Annotated in this window: 17 protein-coding genes; 9 read left to right on the forward strand and 8 right to left on the reverse strand. The window is 67.5% G+C overall.

The window, feature by feature from the left end; all coding sequences use genetic code 11:
• Nucleotides 1-59: 59 nt before the first annotated feature.
• Nucleotides 60-458 carry a hypothetical protein gene (locus D578_RS0106920; RefSeq protein WP_026289228.1) on the forward strand — a complete coding sequence of 133 codons (399 nt, stop codon included), beginning with the start codon at nucleotides 60-62 and terminating at the stop codon, nucleotides 456-458.
• A 25-nt stretch (nucleotides 459-483) separates the two neighbouring features.
• Here D578_RS0106920 and D578_RS0106925 read toward each other — a convergent pair whose 3' ends face one another.
• Both D578_RS0106925 and D578_RS0106930 read right to left on the reverse strand, forming a co-directional pair.
• Nucleotides 484-2,574, reverse strand: coding sequence for a UvrD-helicase domain-containing protein (locus D578_RS0106925; RefSeq protein ID WP_018949243.1), 2,091 nt, complete (start codon nucleotides 2,572-2,574; stop codon nucleotides 484-486).
• 94 nt (nucleotides 2,575-2,668) lie between these two features.
• Nucleotides 2,669-3,436 carry an ADP-ribosylglycohydrolase family protein gene (locus D578_RS0106930; RefSeq protein ID WP_018949244.1) on the reverse strand — a complete coding sequence of 256 codons (768 nt, stop codon included), beginning with the start codon at nucleotides 3,434-3,436 and terminating at the stop codon, nucleotides 2,669-2,671.
• A gap of 136 nt (nucleotides 3,437-3,572) precedes the next feature.
• Here D578_RS0106930 and D578_RS0106935 point away from each other — a divergent pair, with 136 nt between their 5' ends.
• The 5 genes from D578_RS0106935 to D578_RS0106955 all read left to right on the forward strand — a co-directional run bounded on the left by D578_RS0106935 (nucleotide 3,573) and on the right by D578_RS0106955 (nucleotide 8,458).
• Nucleotides 3,573-4,775 (forward strand): glycosyltransferase, encoded by a 1,203-nt coding sequence (locus D578_RS0106935; RefSeq protein ID WP_018949245.1) that lies wholly within the window; start codon nucleotides 3,573-3,575, stop codon nucleotides 4,773-4,775.
• 32 nt (nucleotides 4,776-4,807) lie between these two features.
• A complete protein-coding gene (locus tag D578_RS0106940) occupies nucleotides 4,808-5,170 on the forward strand; it encodes a diacylglycerol kinase (protein WP_018949246.1) in 363 nt (120 codons plus the stop codon).
• Between the two features lie 94 nt (nucleotides 5,171-5,264).
• Nucleotides 5,265-6,083: a UDP-2,3-diacylglucosamine diphosphatase gene (locus tag D578_RS0106945; protein WP_018949247.1), complete on the forward strand. Its 819-nt coding sequence runs from the start codon at nucleotides 5,265-5,267 to the stop codon at nucleotides 6,081-6,083.
• Nucleotides 6,084-6,130: 47 nt separating this feature from the next.
• Nucleotides 6,131-6,532 (forward strand): hypothetical protein, encoded by a 402-nt coding sequence (locus D578_RS0106950; RefSeq protein WP_018949248.1) that lies wholly within the window; start codon nucleotides 6,131-6,133, stop codon nucleotides 6,530-6,532.
• Between the two features lie 240 nt (nucleotides 6,533-6,772).
• Entirely contained in the window at nucleotides 6,773-8,458 is a 1,686-nt protein-coding gene (locus D578_RS0106955) for an alpha/beta-hydrolase family protein (RefSeq protein ID WP_018949249.1), read from the forward strand.
• 4 nt (nucleotides 8,459-8,462) lie between these two features.
• Here D578_RS0106955 and D578_RS0106960 read toward each other — a convergent pair whose 3' ends face one another.
• From D578_RS0106960 to D578_RS0106975, 4 genes are read right to left on the reverse strand one after another with little or no spacing between them, the layout of a single operon-like run.
• Nucleotides 8,463-9,017 carry a CAP domain-containing protein gene (locus D578_RS0106960; RefSeq protein ID WP_018949250.1) on the reverse strand — a complete coding sequence of 185 codons (555 nt, stop codon included), beginning with the start codon at nucleotides 9,015-9,017 and terminating at the stop codon, nucleotides 8,463-8,465.
• Nucleotides 9,018-9,040: 23 nt separating this feature from the next.
• Complete coding sequence (locus tag D578_RS0106965) at nucleotides 9,041-9,394, reverse strand: hypothetical protein (protein ID WP_018949251.1); 354 nt, start codon at nucleotides 9,392-9,394, stop codon at nucleotides 9,041-9,043.
• Nucleotides 9,395-9,449: 55 nt separating this feature from the next.
• A complete protein-coding gene (locus D578_RS0106970; RefSeq protein WP_018949252.1) occupies nucleotides 9,450-12,635 on the reverse strand; it encodes an efflux RND transporter permease subunit in 3,186 nt (1,061 codons plus the stop codon).
• 3 nt (nucleotides 12,636-12,638) lie between these two features.
• A complete protein-coding gene (locus tag D578_RS0106975) occupies nucleotides 12,639-13,736 on the reverse strand; it encodes an efflux RND transporter periplasmic adaptor subunit (protein WP_018949253.1) in 1,098 nt (365 codons plus the stop codon).
• Nucleotides 13,737-13,935: 199 nt separating this feature from the next.
• Here D578_RS0106975 and D578_RS0106980 point away from each other — a divergent pair, with 199 nt between their 5' ends.
• Together D578_RS0106980 and fliL are read left to right on the forward strand one after the other, a co-directional pair.
• The gene (locus tag D578_RS0106980) at nucleotides 13,936-14,772 is read left to right on the forward strand and encodes a zinc-dependent peptidase (RefSeq protein WP_018949254.1); all 837 of its coding nucleotides are present in this window, start codon (nucleotides 13,936-13,938) and stop codon (nucleotides 14,770-14,772) included.
• Entirely contained in the window at nucleotides 14,769-15,176 is a 408-nt protein-coding gene (gene fliL, locus D578_RS0106985; protein WP_018949255.1) for a flagellar basal body-associated protein FliL, read from the forward strand. Before D578_RS0106980 ends, fliL begins: the two co-directional genes overlap by 4 nt.
• Nucleotides 15,177-15,324: 148 nt before the next feature.
• Here the strand turns inward: fliL and D578_RS0106990 are convergent, their stop codons facing one another.
• Nucleotides 15,325-15,621: a hypothetical protein gene (locus D578_RS0106990; RefSeq protein WP_018949256.1), complete on the reverse strand. Its 297-nt coding sequence runs from the start codon at nucleotides 15,619-15,621 to the stop codon at nucleotides 15,325-15,327.
• A gap of 86 nt (nucleotides 15,622-15,707) precedes the next feature.
• Entirely contained in the window at nucleotides 15,708-17,621 is a 1,914-nt protein-coding gene (locus D578_RS0106995) for an ABC-F family ATP-binding cassette domain-containing protein (protein ID WP_018949257.1), read from the reverse strand.
• 264 nt (nucleotides 17,622-17,885) lie between these two features.
• Here D578_RS0106995 and D578_RS0107000 point away from each other — a divergent pair, with 264 nt between their 5' ends.
• Nucleotides 17,886-18,809: a GGDEF domain-containing protein gene (locus D578_RS0107000; protein ID WP_018949258.1), complete on the forward strand. Its 924-nt coding sequence runs from the start codon at nucleotides 17,886-17,888 to the stop codon at nucleotides 18,807-18,809.
• The last annotated feature ends 24 nt before the right edge of the window (nucleotides 18,810-18,833 follow it).

Genomic DNA, 18,833 nt, shown 5'->3' on the forward strand with positions numbered 1-18,833 from the left:
GTATCCCGATGTCACCCGGCCTTGTATATTAGAACTCACTAATAAGACAAGGGTGAAACGTGCAATCGTCCGGAGAACATCGCAGCTGGGAGGACCGGGTCGTGGATGCGTTACGCGCACCCGCGACCTGGCTGTTCGTGCTGGGGCTGGTGCTCGGCGCCGCCGCCGTGCACTGGGGCGTCGAGCGCCCTCCGGCCGAGGGGGCGCTGATGGTCACGGTGCACAACGACAGCGACGTGCTGATCCAGGCGATCCACTTCGACTTCGGCCACGACCTGTCGGAATCGAGCATCCGCGAGGGCCAGCTCCGGCCCGGCGAACACCGGCGGGTGGCGCTGAACCATGTCCCCGCAGCCGGCTTCAACATGGAGATCCGCTACGCTGACGGTGAGGTGCAGGAGTTTTGCGCCAACCGCGGTGTGGAGGGCTGGGAACAGGAGGTCCGGGTCTACCGCTGAGCGGGCCACCGAGCCGGCAAGGGCTTCAGGCGTCGGGCAGCCACTCACTGGGCGCAGCGGTATGGGTCAGGACGAGCCGGTGCATCGCCCGGGTACAGGCGACATAGAGCAGGTTGCGGTCGAGCTCCGTGGTGTAGTGCTTGGCCGAGACCTCCGGCACCAGCACGGTGTCGAACTCCAGGCCCTTGGCCATGTGCGCGGTGGTCACGATCACGCCGGCGCCGAAGTGCTGGCTCCCGGCGTCCAGGATCTGCAGCTTCTCGTGCGTACCTGTCAGTGCCTCGTACACCCGCCGGGCCTGCTTCTGCGTCTTGCAGATCACCCCCAGGGTGTTGAAACCGGACTGGCCGAAGGCCTCGACCTCGCCGCGTAACGCCTCCGTCTCGGCCGGACGCGTCTTGCAACGCAGGACCCGTGGTGCTTCGTCGTGGCGCTCGATCGCGCGCAGCTCGGGGTTGGGCACGATCTGGCGGGCGAACTCCATGATCTCGTAGCTGGAGCGATAACTCGTGTTCAGCGAGACCTTCTTGGCATGGCGCAGTGCGGCCTGGATCTGGTCGGCGTGCGAGGAGCTGTACGGGTTTACCGACTGGCTGGCATCCCCGAGGATCGTCTTGCGGCAATCGAACAGCTGCCGCAGCACCGCGTACTGCACCGGGGTGTAGTCCTGCATCTCGTCGACCAGCAGGTGCTTCACGTTGCGGTACGGCGAGCGGATGCCCTCCAGCTTCATCTTCAGGTAGATCAGCGGGAACACGTCCGCGTATTCCAGGCGGCCGCCGGCGGCCCTGCGGAACAGCTCCGGCTCGCCCAGCCAGTCGAAGAAGACGCGGTAGGTCTCGCGCAGCGTGGATTGTCGGATCATCCCGCGCACCCCCTCCTTCAGCTGCTTGCGGTTGTCCGGGGTCAGGTCGTAGCGGTATTCCATCGCGACCTTCTGTTCCACCTCGCGCAGCAGCTGTTCGATGCGCTCGCGCACCTGCAGGGTCGGGTGCCGCTCCCAGATCTCCTGCAGCAGGAAGGCCGGGATCAGGCGCCGGGCGATCCACACGTCCTCCGCCTGAAAGCGGTTCTTCTCGACCTGCGCGGCGTAGGTATCGAGCTGCTTGAGGAACTCGGGCGCGGCCTTCACCTGCATACGCCGCTTGAGCGCCGGGTCGTCCTTTTGCAGCAGCACATCGGTCTGCTCGAAGAATGTCTGGAAGCGGTACTGCCCCTCCAGCAGGGTGTCGGCCACCTCTTCCATGCCCATCTCGCGCACGCTCTCCTCGCCCAGCTCCGGCAGCACGTTGGAGATGTAGTCGGCGAACACCCCGTTGGGCGAGATGATCAGGATGTCCTCGGAAGACAGCGTGTCCTTGTAGCGGTACAGCAGCCAGGCGATCCGGTGCAGCGCAATGGAGGTCTTCCCGGAGCCGGCCACGCCCTGGATGATCAGGGCCTGCGCCTCGTCGTCGCGGATGATCGCGTTCTGATCGCGCTGGATGGTCGCGACGATGTTCTTCATGCCCTCGTCGGAGTTGCGCGCGAGCTCGTCCTGCAGCACGTCGTCGACCACGTTCACCGAACTGTCGATCATCAGCTCGATGCGCTCGCCAGCAATGCGGAACTGCCGCTTCAGGTGCACGTGGCCATCCACCGTGCCCTCCGGCGCCTCGAAGCGCACCGGGCCGGTCTCGTAGTCGTAGAACAGGCTGGCGATCGGGGCGCGCCAGTCGTGGATCACGTTTTCGCCGGCCGCGTCATCGAAGAAGTGGTGCACGCCGATGTACACGGGCTCCGGCGCATTCGCGTCGGCGCGGGCGAAGTCGAAGCGGCCGAAATACGGCGAGCGCTGCAGCTTCTGCAGGTGGCGCCGCCGGTCCGCGAGGTTGCCGGCACTGCGCTCGGACTGGTCGATGGATTCGCGTTGCGCGATCTTCTCGATGTGGTCCATCTCGTCGCGCGCGTCCCACAGATAGCGCTTCTGCTCCCGGATCTCGCCGGCGTAGTCCTGCAGCCGCACCTCGATCGCACGCAGGTTGCGAGCCAGGCGCTCGTGCACCTCGGCGAGGCGGGCCTGCTCCTCGTCGCGGGCCTGCTGCTCGGCGGTGGCGGCGTTCGGATTCGCGCTCATGCGGTCGCTCCGGGCAACGGAAAGAGGCAACCTTAAGACAAGACGGACGCCGCTTCACCCACGGACACGCAACGTGCGGGAACCGGCAGCCGCTTTACTCCAGAAAACGGCGCCGGAAGGCGTGGACGGTATCCAGCAGGTCCGGCGGCAATCGAGCCTCGGCCTGCGTGCGGATCACCTCCGGCACGCCGAAGTACGCCTCGGCGATGCCGCCGGCAATGCAGGCCTGGGTGTCAGCATCACCGCCCAGCGATACCGCATTGCGCACCGCGTCCTCCCATGAGTCCGCCTCGAGAAAGCTGATGATCGCCTCCGGCACCGAACCCTGGCACGACACGTCGAAGCCATAGCCGGGCCGGATATCCGCGAGGCACCGGTCGAGGTCGTAGCCAAAACGCCGGGTGAGCTCCTCGCGGATGACCTCGCGATCCCCCGTCGTACGCGCAAGAAACACCGCCAGGGCCACCGCCTGCGCCCCCTTGATGCCCTCCGGGTGATCATGCGAGATCGCGGCCGAACGCGCCGCCTCGGCCAGCACCGTGTCGACATCGGCGAATGCGAAGCCGACCGGGCTCACGCGCATCGCCGCCCCGTTGCCCCAGCTCCCGTAGGGCTGCGGATCGGCCTCCTGCAGCCAGCCGATAAAGCGCGCCCCGTAACCGGCATCCGGGTAGCGCCACCCCAACGCATGAACATGGTCGCGGTAATCCTCGTTCTCCAGGATCGCCCGCGCCACCGCGACCGTCAGCACCGAGTCGTCGGTGAACCGGCTGCCCGGCGCGAATAGCGGGAAGTCCTTCGACTTGACCGGCCGCACCTCGAAGGTCGACCCGATGATATCCCCGGCGATCGAACCAATCATTACGCCTCCTCCAAAGAAGCATTAACCCGTGTTGCCGTTGCAATATTTCCGCAAGAACGGCGTCATCACGCGGTCATGCATCTTGCCCAGACTACGGGACTCGAGCCCCGTGACAGGTGCCGCCGTGCACATTCTGATGCTGAGCGATGTGTACTTCCCCCGGATCAACGGGGTCTCCACCTCGCTGGACAGTTTCCGCTCACAACTTCAGAAACTGGGCCATCGCGTCACACTGGTGGCCCCGGCCTATCCTGGACTGGGCGCCCGCCCCGGCCCCGCGCCCGACGATCCGGACCTGATCCGCATCCCATCGCGGTACCTGATTGTGGACCCGGAGGATCGCATCCTGAAGGGCGGTCTCATCCGGAGGTACCTGCGGGAAGCGGGCATCGAACGTACCGACCTGATCCACATCCACACGCCCTTCGTGGCTCATTACGCCGGGCTGAATCTCGCCCGGCGCTGGCAGGTACCTGTGGTGGAGACCTACCACACCTTCTTCGAGGAGTACCTGCAGCACTACCTGCCGTGGCTGCCCGCCACTTGGCTGAGGGCCTTCGCACGCCGAATATCGCGCAGCCAATGCAATGCAGTCGACCGGGTGATCGCCCCCTCCACGGCGTTGCGCAAGGCACTACTGGACTATGGGGTCAAGACACCGATTGTCCGCCTGCCCACCGGTATCGACCCGGAGGCCTGGACCGGGGGCGACGGACACCTGTTCCGGGCCGAGCGAGACATCCCCTACGGCCGCGAGATGCTGGTGCATGTCTCGCGCATCGCGTTCGAAAAGAACATTGGTTTCCTGCTGCAGATGCTGCAGCACCTGCGCGAGCGACGCCCCGACATCCTGCTGCTGATTGCGGGCGAAGGGCCGGCCAAGGATGGCCTGCAGCGCCAGGCGGAACGCATGGGACTGGAGGACAACATCCACTGGTGCGGGTATTTGGACCGCACCACGTCCCTCGTTGACTGCTACCGCGCCGGGCATGCCTTCGTGTTTGCCTCGGCCACCGAAACCCAGGGGCTAGTGCTGTTGGAGGCGATGGCCAGCAGGTTGCCGGTTGTGTCCACCGCGCGCCTGGGGACGATCGACATCCTGACTGCGGAATCCGGCGCCGAGGTCGCCCCCGAGGACCCCGCCGCCTTTGCCAAACGGGTCGCCGCGGTACTGGATGACCCGGAACTCCAGCGGGCGATGCGCGAGGCGCACGGGCGTTGGGTGCAGCAATGGAGCGACCGACGCATGGCCGAACAACTGCTCGCCCTGTATCAGGACCTGGCGGGCACTCCCGACTCGGTACGCGGCCCACAGCCAGCTTCCGACCGATCCCACTGACCCCCTTCTGAACCATTTTCGAGAACACCACGATGGCCAACGGCGGAGCGACCGGCATTGACCGCATCTTGCGGGCCTTCGTGTACTCCTGGCGCGGCCTGCGGGCGACCTTTCGCCATGAGGAGGCCTTTCGCCAGGAACTGATCCTGGTGGTCCTGCTCGCGCCACTGTCGCTGGTCTTTGGCGAAACCCCGACCGAGCGGGCCCTGCTGCTCGGAAGCCTGTTCCTGATCCTGATCATCGAGGTGCTGAACTCCGGCATCGAGGCCACCGTGGACCGTTTCGGACCGGAACAGCACAAGCTCGCGGCGCGCGCCAAGGACATGGGCTCCGCCGCGGTCCTGCTCGGTTTTCTGCATGCCGCCGTGATCTGGCTGCTGATCGTCTGGCCCTGACGGGATCCGCTCCATCACCCAATCGTCATCGTCTCGCCACAAGCCAGTCACTCCGTCGCGCGATGCTGACGGCACGCCTCAGCGGGAGTACCCGATGGCCACCCTGGATTGCCGCACCCTGTTCCTGTCCGACCTGCACCTGGGCACCCGCGAATGCCGCGCGGAATACCTGCTGGACCTGCTGCGCCAGGTGAACTGCGACCGTCTGGTGATGGTCGGCGACGTGTTCGACCTCTGGGCCATGCGCCGGCGCATCTTCTGGAACGCGACCCAGGCGGCGGTCGTCGAGCAGGTCCTGTCCCTGGCGCTGCACGGGGTCGAGGTGATCTACATCCCCGGCAATCACGATGAAGTCGTGCGCGACTTCGTCGGCTCCGAGATCCGCGGCGTTCGCATCGAACGCGAACTGGTGCACTGGACGGCCGACGGCCGCCGCTTTCGCGTAACCCATGGCGACGAATTCGACGGCGTCGTGCGCCATAGTCGCCTGGTGCACTGGCTGGGCGACCTGGGCTACAACCTGCTGCTGCGCGGCAGCCGCTACCTGAACAGCATCCGCCGCCGCCTCGGCCACCCGTACTGGTCCCTGTCCGCCTGGCTTAAGACCCGCGTCAGTCATGCCGCCCGCGAGTACATCCGCCGCTTCGAGCACGCCGCCGTCACGACCGCGCGCAAGGGCGGATTCGACGGCTGCATCTGCGGCCACATCCACAAGCCGAACGTCGAGTCCTTCGGTGACGTCCTCTACTGCAACGATGGCGACTGGGTCGAGCACTGTACCGCCCTGGTGGAAGATCGCGCCGGCAATCTCAGCCTGCTGCACTGGTCGGATCATGGCGCTGTACAGAGCGCGGAGGCGGGCGCATCCACGGTCGATGCACTCGATCTCGAGTCGCTCCTCGCCAAGCGGTAACCGGCCCTTGTCACCGGGCTGTCATGGGCCTGTAGTACCGTGGACACATGAGCGAATCACGATCGCGTCACTGGGCGGGGGCCGGCGCCGACCTGCTCCTGCTGCTGCAATCCATCGAGAACAGCGAGCAGGCCCAGCGCCTGGCGCGCGTGGCCGGCTGGGTGCTGGTATTCGCCGGGGTCGTGGTTGTGTTGCTGGGCGTCCTTGTGCAGCACACACCCACGATGATCGAGGGCACGCTAGTCGCGCTGCTCGCACTGGTGGGCGGCTGGCTGCGCAGCCGGGCCGCCGCCACGTTGCTGATGCTGCTGATGGCACTGGGGCTGGCCACCGGCCTCGCGCTGGGCGCAGCGACCGGCGGACTCCTGCTGCAGGTCGCGTTATTCGGCGTCGCCCTGCGCATGGTCGAAGGCACCTTCCGCTTCCGTCGCCTCGCAACCGACGAGTAGCCCGTATAGACAAGTACCGTAAGCAGCGGAGCACCAGAGGTCGAAGCGCGTTAAGGAAACGCTGGTGCCTCCGGGCAGCGATTGCTTCGTCGCTGCGCTCCTCGCACTGACGGGCAGGTAGCAGAACGCAACACCCAGGGACTGCTCGGCAGTCCGCCCTCGGCCGCGCAAACTTGAACCCGGCGGGCGGGGCGGACAGGATGGAGGCCCTCTACACTCCGCCAAGGAAGCGCGAACGCGATGTCCGTCGTCGGCCGCCTGCAAACCCGTCTGCGCGCCTTCATCTGGCCCGCCTGGGCCAACCGCATCCTCGGGACGCTGTCGATCCCGGGGCTGATCCTGGCCACGCTGTTCTTTGCCGCCTCGCTGACCCCCAGCCTGATCCCGCGCACCGATGACGTACAGGGCATCCTGTCCGGGGTTTCACTGGCGGCCGGCTACGGCGTGGGCGTGTTTTTCCACTGGCTGTGGTCCTACCTGGAGCTGCCGGAGCTTGGCGAACGCACCCACAACACCCTGGTGGTGATCGCCGGCGGCGGGGCCGTGCTGATCGTGCTGATCTTCCTGTGGCAAGCCACCGAGTGGCAGAACAGCATCCGCGCGCTCATGGAACAGGAGCCGGTGGACGGTGGATTCCCCATACGCCTGGGGCTGATCGCAGCGGCGGTGTTCATCGCCACGCTGGCCGTGGCACGGCTGTTCCAGTTGCTGGTGCGCTTCCTCGCGCGGCACCTGCGCCGCTTCATCCCGCGCCGGCTGTCCAACGTGATTGGCGTGCTGGTGGCGGCCGGGGTGTTCTGGGCGGTGATCGACGGGGTCATCCTGGAATACAGCCTGCGCGCCGCCGATCGCAGCTTCCAGCAGTTCGACGTACGCGAACACCCCGGGGCGGAGCAGCCGGGCGCGGCCTTCCGCACCGGCAGCCCGGCCTCGCTGATCAGCTGGGACGAGGGCCTGGGCCGCCAGGGCCAGCGTTTCATCGACCAAGCCCCGGACGCCGCCGCGATTAGCGACTTCACCGGTGACGGAGCGCTGGACCCGATCCGCGTGTATGTGGGGCTGAACGCCGCCGAGACCATCGAGGAACGCGCGCGACTGGCCCTGCAGGAGATGCTGCGGGTCAATGCCTTCGACCGTTCGGTGCTGGTGCTGGCCACGCCCACCGGACGCGGCTGGGTGGACAACCGTGCGATCCAGCCGGTCGAGTACCTGCACGGTGGCGATGTGTCCACCGTGGCCGTGCAGTACTCCTACCTGCCGAGCTGGTTGTCGCTGATGGCGGAATCGCAATACGGTCACGAGACCGCCCAGGCGGTCTTCGCTGAGATCTACGGCTACTGGAAACAGCTACCGCCGGACGCCCGCCCGGACCTGTACCTCTATGGCCTGAGCCTCGGGGCGCTGAACTCCGAGCGGGCGGCAGACCTGTACGACGTAATCGGCGACCCGTTCTCCGGCGCGCTGTGGGCCGGCCCTCCGTTTCGTAGCGAGACCTGGCACGACATCGTGCGCCAGCGCCAACCCGACTCGCCGGCCTGGCTGCCGCGCTTTCGCGACAGTTCGGTGGTGCGCTTCACCAATCAGGGAAACCACCTGGATATCCCCGGCGCCGAATGGGGCCCGATGCGCATCGTCTACCTGCAATACGCCAGCGACCCGGTCACCTTCTTCGAGCCCCAGGCCCTGTACCGCCAGCCGGAATGGATGCAGGCTCCGCGCGGCCCGGATGTCTCCCCGGACCTGACCTGGTACCCGGTGATCACCATGTTGCAGCTGGCGGTCGACGTCGCGATCGGCGACGCCGCCCCGCGCGGCTACGGCCACGTCTATGCCACCGAGCACTACATCGATGCCTGGCAGGCGGTGACAAACGTGGACAGGTCAGCGGACGAGATCGCGTGGCTCAAACGCCACCTGGCCGACTGAGCGGCTACTCCACCGCCGGGTCCGGCTGCAGGCCGAACCAGACGATGGCGTGCTCGTCCGACAGCGCCGCCCCCAGCGCCCGCCATTCGCGGGAGGCCCAGACGCCCTCGTTCGCCAGCACGGCATAGTGGGCGGGGCTGCGCCGCCAGATGCCCAGCGCGGCCTCCTCCGTCATCGCCTCGCTGCGCCAGGCCACGATCTCGAATCCGGCATGCGGATAGTCATCGCCTGTCAGTTCGCCCGGCTTGTCGCGCATGCACTGCGCCGAGGCGGAGTCACCGGCCTCGTAGCAGCAGGGCGTCCATGCCCCTTCATCCGACCAGCTGTGCAGCGAGCACTCGCGGGCAGCCGGGTCATGCGCCTCGATATCGGCCAGGTGCACCTCGGCGACCTCGGCCAGCGTCGGCGACCACGGGATCGCCGACAGCCCGCGCGCCTCGCGATAGTCGTTGATCTCCTCCGCCAGGTCGTGCCCCGGCGGTGTCGATGCACAGCCGGAGAGCACCAGTAGCACGGCCACGAACCAACCGACTCGCGCCGCCTCATTCATCTTTCGCATATCGCCTCCCTGCGCATGCCGAATTAACGTTCGCTGAAGCGGGCACCCTCGATGATCACCGGGTAGGTATAACCCGCCCCGAAGTCGCGATCCAGGATCAGCGTTCCGGTCACCGAGACCCGGTCACCCGCCTCGGGACGCTCGGTGGAGGTGATGGTGATGTAATCGCCCTCGCTGCCGGTGCCGTCCACCAGGTGGATGAAGTTGCGCCCCATGATGTCGTCGTTTACCCGGCCCACGATGCCCTCCAGGCGCACTTCCTCGCCCGCCAGCTCGGCCGGGGCCTGGTTCAGCTGCGCAACGGTATGTACCTCGTCGGCCGCCAGGGGTGCAGCCCCCATCAGCATCACCGCCAGCAGCACGCCACTCCCGATCATTCGACCCATCCCGTTCCCCTCGTCGTCTTTCATGATTTTCCGAATGGCCGGCATCCTAACCGATTGTCCCGGCATCCGAAGGCGCTCGCGAGCGTCCACCCAGTGTTTCCTTCACGCGCTCCGCGGCCCGGTTTACCACCAGGTACAGGCAGGGCACCACCAGCAGCGTCAGGATCATCCCGGCGATCAGGCCACCCACCACGGTCAGTGCCAGCGGGCGCATGATCTCCGCCCCCTCACCCATACCGATGGCCAGCGGCAGCATGCCCAGCACCGTGGTCAAGGTGGTCATCAGGATCGGCCGCAGGCGCAACGCCCCGGCCTCCACCACCGCCCGCGCCGGGCTCAGGCCACGCAGTCGGCGGCCCTGCTCGATGTACTCCACCAGCAGGATCGCGTTGTTCACCACCACCCCGATCAGCAGGATCGCCCCGATCATCACCGGGGCAGAGACCGGTGTACCCGTCGCCCACAGGATCGCGACCAACCCGGTCAGCGACAACGGCGCGGCCGCCACGATCACCAGCGGATTCGCCAGGCGCTCGTACTGCACCGCCAGCACCACCAGCACCAGGAAGATGGCGAGCGCCACCACCGTGGCCATCTCGCGTTGGGTCTCCTGAATGGTCTCCCACTCGCCCCCAATCAGCAGGCTGTAGTGCTCGGGTACATCCACCTCGGCCAGGCGCTGTTCGACCTCGGCCATCACGGAACCGACGTCGCTCACCTCGGTGTTGATGTCGCCGTTCACGCGCACCACCCGGCTCTGGTTCTCGCGCTCGATATGCGCGGGCCCCTCGCCAATCGCGAACTCGGCCACGTCCGCCAGCCGCACCGGGTCGGCCCCGTCGCGGAACAGGATCATCCGTCCCAGGGTCGCCGTGTCCTGCACGTCCTCCCGCGGCAGACGCACGCGCAAGTCGTATTCGCGATCGTCACGGACGTACTGCGTCGGCACCGACCCCTCCACCGCATCGCGGATCGCCTGCCCAACCGGGCCCACCTGCAAGCCCAGCGCGGCCGCCCGCTCGCGATCCACATGCACGCGCAGGATCGGGCTCTGGTCCTCGCGCCCGACCTCGACGCCCTCCAGGCCCCGGACACCCTCCAGGCGCCCGGCGATCTCGCGGGCGATGCGGCGCATCTCGACGAGATCCGCCCCCACCACCGCAATCGAAAGGTCGTCCCCGGTTAGGCTGAACTGCAGGCCCTGGATGCGCGGCGGGCGCACGGTGATCCGTGCCCCAGGGAGATCCAGCGCATCCATCGCCGCCTGCGCCTCGGCCACCCACTGCCCCGCGCTCATCTCGCGCTGCCCGGCAGGGGTAAGCTGCACAGTGATATTGGAGGTGCCCGGGCGCTCGTTGACCACACCGCCCCCGAGGTGCCCGCCGACCATCGCGAACACACTCTCCACATGCGGCAGCACCTCCAGCGCGGCCTCGATATCGCGCGCGGCGGCATCGGTCTCGTGCGGCGGGGTCCCCGGCGGCAGGACCATGCGCACGCTGACCTGGCCATCGTCCACCTGCGGCAGGAACTCGGTGCCCAGTTCGCCGCCGATCTGCACCGCACCGGCCAGCAACACGACGGCCCCCGCCAGCACCGCCCAGCGCAGGCGCAGGACCTTCGGCAGCAGACGGCGATAGCGCCGGCGCAGCCCCTGCACCCCGCGATCAAACCCGCGCAGCAGCCAGGTCCGGTCCAGCCCACTCTCCCAGCGGATGCGCGAAAGCAGGGCCGCGAGCATCGGCACCAGGGTGATGGCCGCCGCCAGCGTCGCGATGATCGCGAACGACAGGGTCAGGATCAGCTCGCGGAAGATCAGCGCCCCGATCCCGGTGATCAGCAGGAACGGAAGCACCGCGGCCAGATTGGTCAGGGTGCCTGCGATGACCGCCGAGACCACCTCGCCGGCTCCATCATGGGCCGCATCCGCTGGCGATTTCCCGAGCTTGTCGCGATGGCGGTAGATGTTCTCCAGCATCACGATTGCGTTATCGAGCAGCAGCCCCACCCCCAGCGCGAGACCGCCCAAGCTGATGATGTTCAGCGTGAGTCCGCCCAGACCCATCATGGCGAAGGTCGCCATCAACGCGATCGGGATCGACAACCCGATAATGAAGCTCTTGCGCAGGCTGCCGAGGAACAGGAATACCGCCAGCATCGCCAGCACACCCCCCAGGATCGCGGCGGTGCCGACCGAGCTGACCGCGCCGCGGATGAACGGCGCGGAGTCGCTGACCACCTCCCACTGGATGTCCTCGGGGATGAATCCCGAGCGCTCGAGCCGTTCGAGCGTGGCGCGTACCGAGTCCACCGATTCGACGGTGTTGGCGTCCGGCAGCTTGAACACGGACACGCGCGCGGCCGGCGTCCCGTCCAGGCGGATGAACAGGCGCTGCACGCGGTGGCCATCGCGCACCTCGGCCAGCTCGCCCAGGCGCACATGCGCGGACTGCGGCCCCGGCAGCGGGATCAGCACGTTGCGCACGTCCGCCTCGGAGGTGAACAGGCCCTCGGTCTTGGCCATCACGTCGAAGGTGTCGGAGGTCACCCAGCCACCGGCCACCTCCCGATTTTCGTCCGCCAGCGTCTCGCTGATCGCGGCCAGCGACAGGCCATAGCCGCGCACCCGTTCCTGGTCGAGGATCACCTCCAACTCGCGTTCCTGCCCGCCGGAGGCCTCCACCGAGGAGATGCCGTGGATCGCGATCAGCTGCGGCGCCAATTGGTGTTCCACCCAGTCGCGCACCGCGGTCTCCGAGCGCACGGTGGAGGAAAACCCCGCCTCCCAGATCGGGTCCTGCGAGGGGTCGTACTTGTACAGGCGCAGGGATTCGAAGTCGTCCGGCAACTGCGTGCGCGCCAGCTCCAGGTGGCGCGCCGCGTCCTGCAGCGCCAGATCCAGGTTGGTCCCGTACTCGAATAGCAGATTGACGTTGGTGCGCCCCTCGGAGGCACGGCTGTAGATGCGCGTGAGGTTCTCGGTCGCCGCGAGGTTGCGTTCCAGTACGCGAGTGACCTGTTCCTCCATCACCTCCGGCGAGGTGCCGGGATGGTTCACGGTCACGCGGATATGCGGGTACTCGACGTGCGGCAACAGGTCCACCGGCAGGCGATCGACAAAGAACATGCCGAGCACGATCACCACCGAGGCCAGCGCCATGATCGCCACCGGCCGGCGGATGGAGAAACTGGTCACCCGTCCGCGCGGGCGGTCCTCCGGGTCGGCTGCCATGCTCTAGCCCCGCCAGCCGACGATGCGTACGCGCTGGCCCTCGCGCATGTCGATCGGGTTGGTCGCCAGCACGATCTCGCCTGCTTCCAGGCCGTCGGTGATCTCGGTCCACGGGCCGCGGGTCACGCCGGTCTCGACGGTGCGGCGCTCCAGCTGCTCGTCCACCACCACGTAGACATAGCGCTGGTCGCCGTCCTCGCCGATCGCGGCGGCCGGGACCGCCAGCGCATCCGGGCGATCGTCGACGGTCATGCGAATACGGGCGAGGTTGCCCGGACGCACGCCATTCTCCGCGGCCTCGGTCGGCAGGGCGATCTCGACCGTCACCTGCTGGGAGGCCGGCGAGGCCACCGGGAAGATGCGCCGGATCTCGGCGACATAGTCGGTATCCGGAAACGCGTCCAGCCGAATGGGCACATCCTGGCCGACCACCAGATCGCGTACGTCCAGTTCGGAGACCCCGGGACGCAGGACCAAGGTGGTGACATCGACCAGTTCCAGCAAGGTATCCCGCGCGGCGACCGCCTCGCCGGGCTCGACCATCCGCTCGGTGATCACACCGTCGCGCCCGGCGGCGAGCGTCCCGTAGTCCACCCGCGCCTGCCACAGCGCCTGCTCGCTCTGGGCCGAGCGCAGCGCGGCGCGAGCCCGCTCGTAGCTGGCACGGCTGGCAATCCCCTCGTCGCGCAGCTCGGAACTGCGCGCATACTCCAGCCGGGCCTCTTCGGCATGCGCCTCGGCGCGCGCCAGCTCCGCGCGTTCCTCGGCCACGTCCAGCTCGACCAGGGTCTCGCCTTGTTCCACACGGTCGCCTTCCTCGACATGCACCGCCTCGACCACACCATCGGTGCGCGCCGCCAGACGCACCCGCGCCATCGGCTCGACCCGCGCGGACACCATCAGCTCGCGTGACAGGTCCCGCGGCTGGAGCTCCACCGCCGCGATCGGCGTAGCCGCCTCGCCGCCTTCGTCATTGGCCCCGGCCTCGTTGCCGCTCCCGCAGGCGGTCAGCGAGAACACCAGCGCAAGGGCCAGCGTGACTCCCGCCCAGCGGGTCGCGCGCGAGGACCGCGCGAATAAACCACCCTGGATGTTCGGCATGTGCAGCGACCTGTTCGGCGACGGGGAGCACGCGGTGCCATCGTGCTCCCGCGGGCGACCGATCTTTGGGGCTGATCCCCATGGTAGCGGTTCCTGCCCACGCCCCGCAGGCCAGGGAGGCGCTCGGGGTTCGCGCGGGTGCCCCATGATTTTCCGGCCCTGCACGGCGCCCGGCTGGCAAACATGCGACGATTGGACGATGCATTCGACACCACATTTTCCTCTGCGCGGCCTGTTCCGCCGCCTTCTGGGGCCCTTTGCCGGCCTGGAACCGGAGGCCGTGCAGCTGGACAACGACGAATGGGAAGTCCTGCGCCGGCGGGTCCCGTTCATCGCCAGCCTCACACCGGAGGAGCGCTCCCGGCTGCGCGAACTGGTCGGCCAGATCCTGGCGCAAAAGGAATTCATCGGCATCGCCGCCGAACCGGAACCCTGGCAGTGCCAGGTAATCGCCGCCTACGCCGCGCTGCCGGTGCTGGAACTGGGCCTCGAGCCCTACCGCGACTGGCGTACGCTGATCCTGTACCCCGACACCTTCGTGCCCGAACACGAGTGGGTGGACGAGGCCGGCGTCGTCCATCAGGGGGCGATACCCCAGTCCGGCGAGGCCTGGGAGCGCGGCCCGGTGATCCTGTCGTGGAACGATGTCGAACGCGACGGTGCCGTGGTCGTGCACGAGATGACCCACGTGCTGGACGCCGGCAACGGCGAGGTCAACGGCTTTCCACCTCTGCCCCACGGGCAGGCGGCCCGCGCCTGGACGGAGGATTTCTCGCGGGCCTTCGAGGCATTCGTGGAGGCGGTGGAGGCCGGCGAGATCGCCGAGGCGGAGCTGCCGCTGGACCCGTATGCGGCCACCGCGCCGGAGGAGTTCCTGGCCGTCGCGGCGGAGTCCTTCTTCTTCGAGCCGGCGCGCCTGCGCGAGGCCATGCCCGAAATCTATGAGCATCTGGTGGCATACTTTGGTCAGGAGCCCCATCGACGCGGCGGCCTGATCGCCTCCAGCACGCAACCCGCCCCGGAGCACACGCCATGATCCGAAGCCCCTTTCGTTCCCTGCACCTCGCTCTTCTGGGTGTTGCCCTGATGCTGGCCGCGCCCCTCGCGCTCGCCGTGGACGACCTGGACAGCCATTACGTGACCCTGGAGCCAGTGGTGGTGAACATGGAATCCTCCGACCGCGGGCGCTACCTGCAGGCCTCCATCCAGCTGGAAGGAAACGATCTGGAAGACGCCCGCGCGATTCGCGAGCACATCCCCGCAGTGCGCGACCGACTGATCCGCATCCTTGGCGGGCGCAGCCCGGACAGCCTGACCGGCGGTGGCGCCCGAGAGGACCTGCGCACCGAGGCCACGGATGAGCTGAACGAACTGCTGGAGGAGATCACCGGGGCGCCCCGGATCGCAGCGCTCTACTTCTCGGATTTCATCCGCCAGTAATCCTCGCTCGCAAGCGGACCGCTCACCGGCAGGAAAAAGCCCCCGGCAGCACAGGCTGCCGGGGGCCGATGATCCCGCCAGTACGTGACGGGATCGAGCCCCGATGGGGGCTCACTCCAAAATCAATAATCGCTCCACGATAGACCGATCAGTGCGGCCGATGCAGCAGCGGCATCTCGCCACGCTCCATCATGTGCCGGATCAACGCGGCCCGGCCGGGCTCTTCCTGCTCCAGCTCGTCGGCACACTGCGAGGGCTCATGCGCGGCCTCCGCCAGCATCACCTCCAGCTCGCGCAGGTCGACCTTGGGTTCCTGCAGGTCTTCCGGCTTGGGATTCTCCAGCATGTGGGTCTCCCAGAACATGCGCGGGTGCCAGCAATGCAGCTTTGCATCGGGGTTGTGAAAGAGCTCGACACAGCGACGATTCAGTTCCTGTGCATTCATGGGGATCACTCCTCGCTCCAATGTATTCACCCCCATGTATAGACCCTGCAATACCCGACTTCAAGGGTGGGTCTTTGACGAGCCCCTCATTCGGTAGTTTCTCCCTGCGCCGCCTCAAGGGCCTCCAGCGCATCCATCCACTCGGCCTCCGCCGTTTGCAGCCGGCTACGCAGCTCGCCCTGCTCCCGGGTCAGCTGCGCCAGACGATCCGCGGCGTCGTCGGCATACAGCGCCGGATCGGCCAACTCGATCTCCAGCGCATCCAGTCGCTCCTGCACGCGAGCGTGCTCCTGCTCGGCAAGGTCGGCAGACTTCTTCAGCGGCTTGAGTGCGGCGCGTGCCTGCGCCGCCTGCTGACGCCGCTCCTTCGCGGACAGTACCGGACCACTTGTGGACGTCGTGGCAGGCGTTTCCGCGGCGTTCGTGGCGGCACCCTCCCGCTCGCGGGCCTTCAGCTCGCGGGCGTAGTCGTCCAGATCCCCGTCGAAGTCGCTTAGATGGCCGCCTTCAACCTTCCAGAAACGGTCGCAGACCCGAGCCAGCAGTTCGCGGTCATGCGCCACCACCACCAGGCCGCCGGCATAGTTCTCCAGCGCCTCGGCCAGCGCCTCGCGCATGTCCAGATCCAGATGGTTGGTCGGTTCGTCCAGCAGCAGCAATGACGGCGCCTGCCAGATCAGCAGGGCCAGCACCAGGCGCACCCGCTCCCCCCCGGAACACTGATCGACCGGACGTTCCGCCTTCTCGCCGGGAAACCCCATGCCACCGAGGAAGTTGCGCAGGCGCTGCTCCTCGGCACGCGGGTCCTGACGTTGCAGGTGCACCAGGGGCGAGGCATTCAGGTCGAGTTGCTCGCTCTGGTGCTGGGCGAAATAGCCGACCTTCAAGCTGGGCTCGACCCGGCGCTCGCCCGCGGTCGGGGCCAGCTCGCCGGCCAGCAGCGTCAGAAGTGTCGATTTCCCGGCACCATTGGGGCCCAGAACGCCGATTCGGTCCTCCGGCCGCAGACGTAAAGTCGTCGGATGCAGGCGGACGCGGTCCCCGGAGCGCACCTCGGCATGATCCAGCGCCAGCAGCGGGTCGGGCAGACGCTCCGGGGTCGGGATCTCCAGGTGAATCGGCCGTGCCGCGCGGATCACGGCCACCTCGTCGAGCTTTTCCAGACGCTTCAGGCGGCTCTGTGCCTGGCGCGCCTTGGTCGCCTTGGCCCGGAAGCGGCGGACAAAGTCCTCCAGATGGGCGCGCTCGGCCGCCACCTTTGCGGCAGACGCCTCGCTCTGGGCCATCGCCTCGGCGCGCTTGGCCTCGGCGTGGGTGTAGCTCCCGGCGTACAGCGCGATGCCACCACGCTCGATGTGCGCGATATGGGTACACACGGAATCGAGAAACCGCCGGTCATGCGCAATCACGATCACCGTGCCCGGATAGCGCGCCAGCCAGTCCTCCAGCCACAAGATCGTCTCGACATCGAGGTGGTTGGTGGGCTCGTCCAGCAGCAAGAGGTCCGAGCGCGTCATCAGCGTGCGCGCCAGGCCCAGGCGCATGCGCCAGCCGCCGGAGAAATCGCTCATTGGCCGATCCGCATCCGCCGCAGCGAACCCGAGGCCTGCCAGCAGCCGCCGCGCACGGGCATCCGCCGTCCAGCCGTCGACCGCCTCCAGCGCGCCGAACAGGCGGGCCTGCTCGGCGCCATCGGACACCTGCTCCAGGCGCTGTTGCAAATCGCGCAGTTCGGTATCGCCATCCAGGACGTAGTCCACGGCCGAGCGCTCGCTCCCCGGGACCTCCTGCGGCAGATGCGCCACCACCCACTCCGAGGGCTGGTCGATCTCGCCGGCATCCAGGCTTAATTCGCCTTGCAACGCCGCCAGAAGACTGGATTTTCCGGACCCGTTGGCGCCGGTCAGGCCCACCCGCCAACCCGCATGCACCGTCAGGCTGGAGTGTTGCAGCAGGATCTGCCGGCCGCGACGCAGCTCAATATCTTGTATTCGAATCATGCGGCGCAGTGTAGGGCAAGCGCGCGCCCGGCTCATGTAGGCCGCCCATCACTCGGGGATCGTGCCCCATCGCCGGGGCGTCAGAATATTGCCACCCGTTGCCGCCGCGGCGGTCAGGACCTGCCGGGGGCGGCGGAAAATCGCCGAATTTCCGTCAAAACCTCCGTTATCCGTGATCCAAGTCTCTGTTTTACCGAAATATACGATAAGTGGCATGGATCTCGCTTTACTCTCGATCCAACGATCGATGCGAGCGAGACGGCCATGAACCGCGACGGGAACGCCCACAACCTGCGACTGGTATCCGCCAAGGGCAAGACGACTGGCGATGCCGGAACGCCCTTTGATGCCCTTGCCTTCGTGCAGGCCCTGTCCTCCAGCCTCGAGCTCGGGACGGTCCTCGCCCGCCTGCAGGAACACCTGCACGCTCAGGTCCACCATAGCGGCTGGTTCTTCATCCGGCAGGAGAGTGACGAGACCTGGTCCGGCGGCGACGAGGATCGCCATCGCATCGAGTACGGGATGAGCTTCAACGGCGAGACCATGGGTTCGCTGATCCTGATGCGCGGGCGCCGCTTCACCGACGAAGAACAGCAGCTGATCGAGGCGCTGCTGGGGCTGGCCGCGCCCGCGCTGGCCAACGCCCTGCGCTTCCAGCGCCTGAACGAGAGCCTGGAGACCGATGAACTGACCGGACTCGGCAACCGCCGCGCCTTCGAGAAACAGGGGGCCCAGTGGCTGGCCGACTGTCGCCGCCAGGATCGCCCGATGTCGGTGCTGGCCATCGATCTCGATCACTTCAAGCAGATCAACGACGAATACGGCCACAGCGTGGGGGACGATATCCTGCGCCTGGTGGCGCAGACCCTGCGCAGCACCACCCGCGAATCCGACCTGTGCGTACGCATGGGCGGCGAGGAGTTCCTGGCGGTGCTGCCCGGCGCGGATCTCAGCCGCGCAATGGAATGCGGCGAGCGCATCCGCCTGGCCATTGCCGCCCTGCGCACCTGCGCCACCGCCGGCGACCAGTCCGCGCTGGAGAGCGCCGGCGCGGTCAAGGTCACCGCGAGCATCGGCGTGGCCGGCATCGGGCGCGGCGCCACCCTCCAGTCCGCCTACCAGGCGGCGGACGAGGCCCTGTATGCGGCCAAGCAGGCCGGGCGCAACCGCGTCCTCGCCGGCAACTGAACCGCGGCAGAACATCCCGCCTCA

The sequence above is a fragment of the Thioalkalivibrio sp. ALMg11 genome, from assembly GCF_000377905.1.
Classification (GTDB): Bacteria; Pseudomonadota; Gammaproteobacteria; order Ectothiorhodospirales; family Ectothiorhodospiraceae; genus Thioalkalivibrio.